Source organism: Acidobacterium sp. S8 (assembly GCF_009765985.1).
In the GTDB taxonomy this organism is placed as follows: Bacteria; Acidobacteriota; Terriglobia; order Terriglobales; family Acidobacteriaceae; genus Alloacidobacterium.
In genome coordinates, this window is the sequence record NZ_LMUM01000009.1 from 1 (window position 1) to 3,819 (window position 3,819).

At 52.1% G+C, this 3,819-nt stretch carries 4 protein-coding genes; 3 read left to right on the forward strand and 1 reads right to left on the reverse strand.

What is annotated here, in order from left to right; all coding sequences use genetic code 11:
* Positions 1 to 637, reverse strand: a 637-nt coding sequence (locus GSQ86_RS02510; RefSeq protein ID WP_158748392.1) for a transglutaminase family protein, incomplete at its 3' end; no start/stop codon positions are given.
* 1,093 nt (positions 638 to 1,730) lie between these two features.
* On the opposite strand from GSQ86_RS02510, the gene GSQ86_RS02515 reads away from it, so the two are divergent.
* The 3 genes from GSQ86_RS02515 (at position 1,731) to GSQ86_RS02525 (ending at position 3,120) form a co-directional block, all read left to right on the forward strand.
* The gene (locus GSQ86_RS02515) at positions 1,731 to 1,889 is read left to right on the forward strand and encodes a hypothetical protein (protein WP_158748393.1); all 159 of its coding nucleotides are present in this window, start codon (positions 1,731 to 1,733) and stop codon (positions 1,887 to 1,889) included.
* Positions 1,890 to 1,953: 64 nt separating this feature from the next.
* Positions 1,954 to 2,133, forward strand: coding sequence for a superinfection immunity protein (locus tag GSQ86_RS23780; RefSeq protein WP_158748394.1), 180 nt, complete (start codon positions 1,954 to 1,956; stop codon positions 2,131 to 2,133).
* A gap of 264 nt (positions 2,134 to 2,397) precedes the next feature.
* Positions 2,398 to 3,120: an outer membrane protein gene (locus GSQ86_RS02525; protein WP_158748395.1), complete on the forward strand. Its 723-nt coding sequence runs from the start codon at positions 2,398 to 2,400 to the stop codon at positions 3,118 to 3,120.
* Positions 3,121 to 3,819 lie beyond the last annotated feature (699 nt).

Below are 3,819 nucleotides of genomic sequence, written 5' to 3' on the forward strand. Positions count from 1 at the left end.
GCCTTCGGATGTCGCCGATGTAACCTGTCACGTAGCGAGCGGGGATATTCTGGCATCGCGAAAGCGCGATCGCAAGATGTTGGAAATCTCGACACACGCCCACACGTTCAGTGAAGACATCCATCGCCGTCTTGGTTGGCCGCGCGGCGTTGTAGTTGAAGATCACCTTTTCGTGAACCCAATCGCGAATTGCCGTAGCTCGTGCCCAACCCGGTGGAATGAGCCCGAACAGTTCATTAGCGATACCCCCAAACTTATCCACTTCGCAATAGCGACTGGGCAGCAGAAACTGTAGCACCTCAGATGGAAGGTCCTCGATCGATGCTTGTTTGGCATTGGGATAACGCTTGTCGGGCTCGTCATCAGACTCAATCAGATTTCTACCCGAGAGTCGCAGGTGGCCCGCTGGGGCAACAAAGCGTGAACAGATGTTTCCAAACGAGTCGATATAGTCGTTCGGAGAAATGACTACGCGTGGTTCCTGGCCGGCCCAGGGGCTCGTTCCCAAGTGTTCAACAAGCAATTCGTCGGCGGACCGAAGTTGCTTATCGAGCGACGGGTGCAGGTGAAGAAGAGCAACAACCACTGCGGGCGTTGGCAAATGGAATTGAATATCGAACGTGGATCGGATAAGCATAGACGCTGGTCCTAATCTCTAAGTCGAATTATGGGAGATTTCATAGTTTAATCCATGCACTAGATGTGAGCAGACTGTTGGTGCGGTGAACGATTGCATTCGCCAAAGAAGAGCTTCTCCCGATCCAAACGATCAGATTCACATCTCATGGACCTGCATACTCGAAGAATCACACCCCATAGAGCCGGTTCATCGGAGTTTGCTTTCATTGCTACGCAGCCACGCAGTGCCTTCCTTGGTCGTTATTACGCAAACACTAGGCGATGCAGAATGCCTCCAGCGAAAACACCGCACAAAGTTCGAGGATGAACAGAAAATCACGTTCGGTGAACACGCTCAAGGAATACTAAATCTTCGATGTATTCATCGAAGACTCGTCTGTAACGAGAATGTATGGTCCGCCGCACGACTGCAAGGAAAAAGCTGGGGTCGAGAAGACAAGTCTGCGCAAATGTATTCGACCTTAATGGAGATCAACTCTCCTGGCCATGATGAGTTGCACGCGTTTCGGTCCTCCTAAGTCGGTCGGTCGCTCTTTCGTGACCATTCTCGTTACCAGGCTGCGGACACGCCGTTGTGACTGTTCTTTCGTCCTTGCTAATCCTGTGCAGACCTCGGTGGGTAAACTTGGGCCGTCGTCGTAGTGCGGTAAAGTGGGAGGCGTAGCGCTTCCAAGTCGCAGGCGTCTTTTCCGCGCTATTTCATGCAGCCGTTACGAGGGAGCCGGGTCGGTAGCCTTCTCCGCTGGATAGCACGGCCCATGCGCTGCGTGCCAGCTTATTGGCCATGGCGACTACAACTACGTTCTTGGGAGCTCTGGCGTCGAGTGTGTCAAGCCAGGCACCGATCGAATGAGTGAGTCTGAGACCACACAGTAGGTTCTGGGTGGTTGCGGGCAAACAAGGAATAATCCCGAAATCCCTGTGAAATCTGCCTTTAAGGTAAGTTCCCGAGGGCGACTCTGCTACTCCGCGCTTTACTGGAAAACGCCGTTTACCTTCTGTTACGGCATCAACAGATTCAGCCTGTTTCCCATGATGGAGAACAATGAGATGCAAAAGGTGTAGGCCGTTTGGCAACCGGAGCCCTGCCAATGAAAAACGTCTACCTGCTATTAGCGATGGCTTTGCTGTATGGATCTAACGGAATTGGACAAACCGATAATTTGAACCTTCAGGCACGCTATGGAGAGCCGACTCTCGAGCGATTTACTGCGACCCTCAAAGTCGAAGGCTACAATTTAGAGCGCTGAATTAAATGCTTGATAACCTCTTCACTCCGACTCACCTTGTCGTCTTCTTGATTCCGCTCTGGCCATGCTTGCGATTTACTGTCTGCCTACGATCATTGCCGTCTATCGTAACCACCACAGTCGGGTGCCCATCATACTAGTCAATATCCTTCTTGGTTGGACTGCCATTGGTTGGATTATTGCGCTGATCTGGTCTTTCACCTCTCCCGCATCTGCGAATGTTGTGATACAGCCACCTGCTTAGCCTGTCAACAAGGTGTACCTTCATGACTCCCGGCGAGGACAGCCGGGACTGGAGCGGTGCTATGCAGGCGGACGAGCAGAGTCGCAATCTGAGATCGCGAAACTTCCGCATTGCCGGTAAACCGGCAGCTACGCCTTGGATTCAGCGGTCGCCGAACCGCTCCCTGATTTTAACGGGCGTGATTTATAGCCTGCGATACGGCAAAGTACGAACCTTCGCCATCCCATTTCCAGCAACTGGTTTCAGAATGGGAGTCCCGTAGAGATGCCTTCAAAATACCTGTATGGCGCGTTTCTGTTCGCACTCTTCGCCTGCTTTGCAGAAAGTCAGGAGGCCGCAAGTTACCCGATCCACAACCTCTTCTTCTTCAATAGCCCTGGAGACTTCAACCGTAATATCTTCTACCGGAACAAAATGGAGTTTTCTTTTGAATCGGGCTGGCAGCCCATCAATATCCCCTTCGTCTACAACTTCGCGACCGGCAGCACCTATACCACCTGGCCGCTACATTATACGCTGGAACCCAACATTCTCTCCTTGCGCTGGACCATCGATAACATCGGCTGGTGGGGCATTCTGCGCGGTAGCACCGACTACACATTCAGCGGGAGCTATGTAGACATTCCTCGCGGTCCGGAGACCCGCTATTTTGCCTTTCTCTTTGGAATACGCCGGAACTTCATTCGGCCCAACTGGAGAATGGTTCCTTACTTCGATGCCCACGGAGGCGTGGGCAACATCAACGCCAAGGGACCCGACGGAGTGCTATACGCCCAGGGCCAGGATCTTACCTTCACGCTCATGAATGGCGGTGGGATACGCTATGACTTCAACCCCCGCTTCAGCGTCGAGGCTGGCGCCACGTACCAGCACATCTCCAACTTCTACTTGTCACAGCCCAAATATTACGATTACGGCATCAACGTCTGGGGTTCGATGGTCGGCTTCAACATTCGCATTGGCAACGCCAAACCCTTGGTGCAGTAGTTAGATCCCCCTCCTTGGCACGAACATTGACAGGACAGGGGAAGTAATCCAGAAATGCCTGTGACGTCGGCATTTCGGTAAGTTGCTCCCCAGCGCGTAGTACGGCAAGTTACCTCAATCCCAGTTTTTAGAGGCGCTACGGCCTAAAATTTAGATTGTTGCAACGGAATAACCTACGTATCACCGACCAACCATCTCCAGAACGGCGTTAGTCCATTGGCTCGTTCTTGATCACAAGCTGAGAGAACGAGGAAACGACATCATCTGGAGATGGGTCTGGACCGGATGTGGGGCTTGATGAGAACTTTATGTAGACCTGAATGAAATGACACTCTTTGTATACGTAATAGCCCTCATTTCGTCCAGACGGACCCCCACTAAGTTGGAGTATTTTTCGACTTCGCCGCGCTTGATTCCACCCTTCAGATGACCATAGACGCGCAGGGCCTGCGCCACAATCGAGCAGCAGGAGGACGTCGAATCAGATCTTTGTGCAGTAGCTTGCCGAATCTCCAGTTCATTACAGACCAACTGAACCACTGCCTGCAGAATCGAGGCCTCTGCGCATATGCCGACCTCACTGCACGTCGGAAGTTATGTTCTTGTGGCCGAAAAGTCTTTTGAGTTCATATTGGCAGAAATGAAGTTTCCGAAAACCGGGGCGGTCTCAACCGATGGATGCAACATCATCTGATTTAG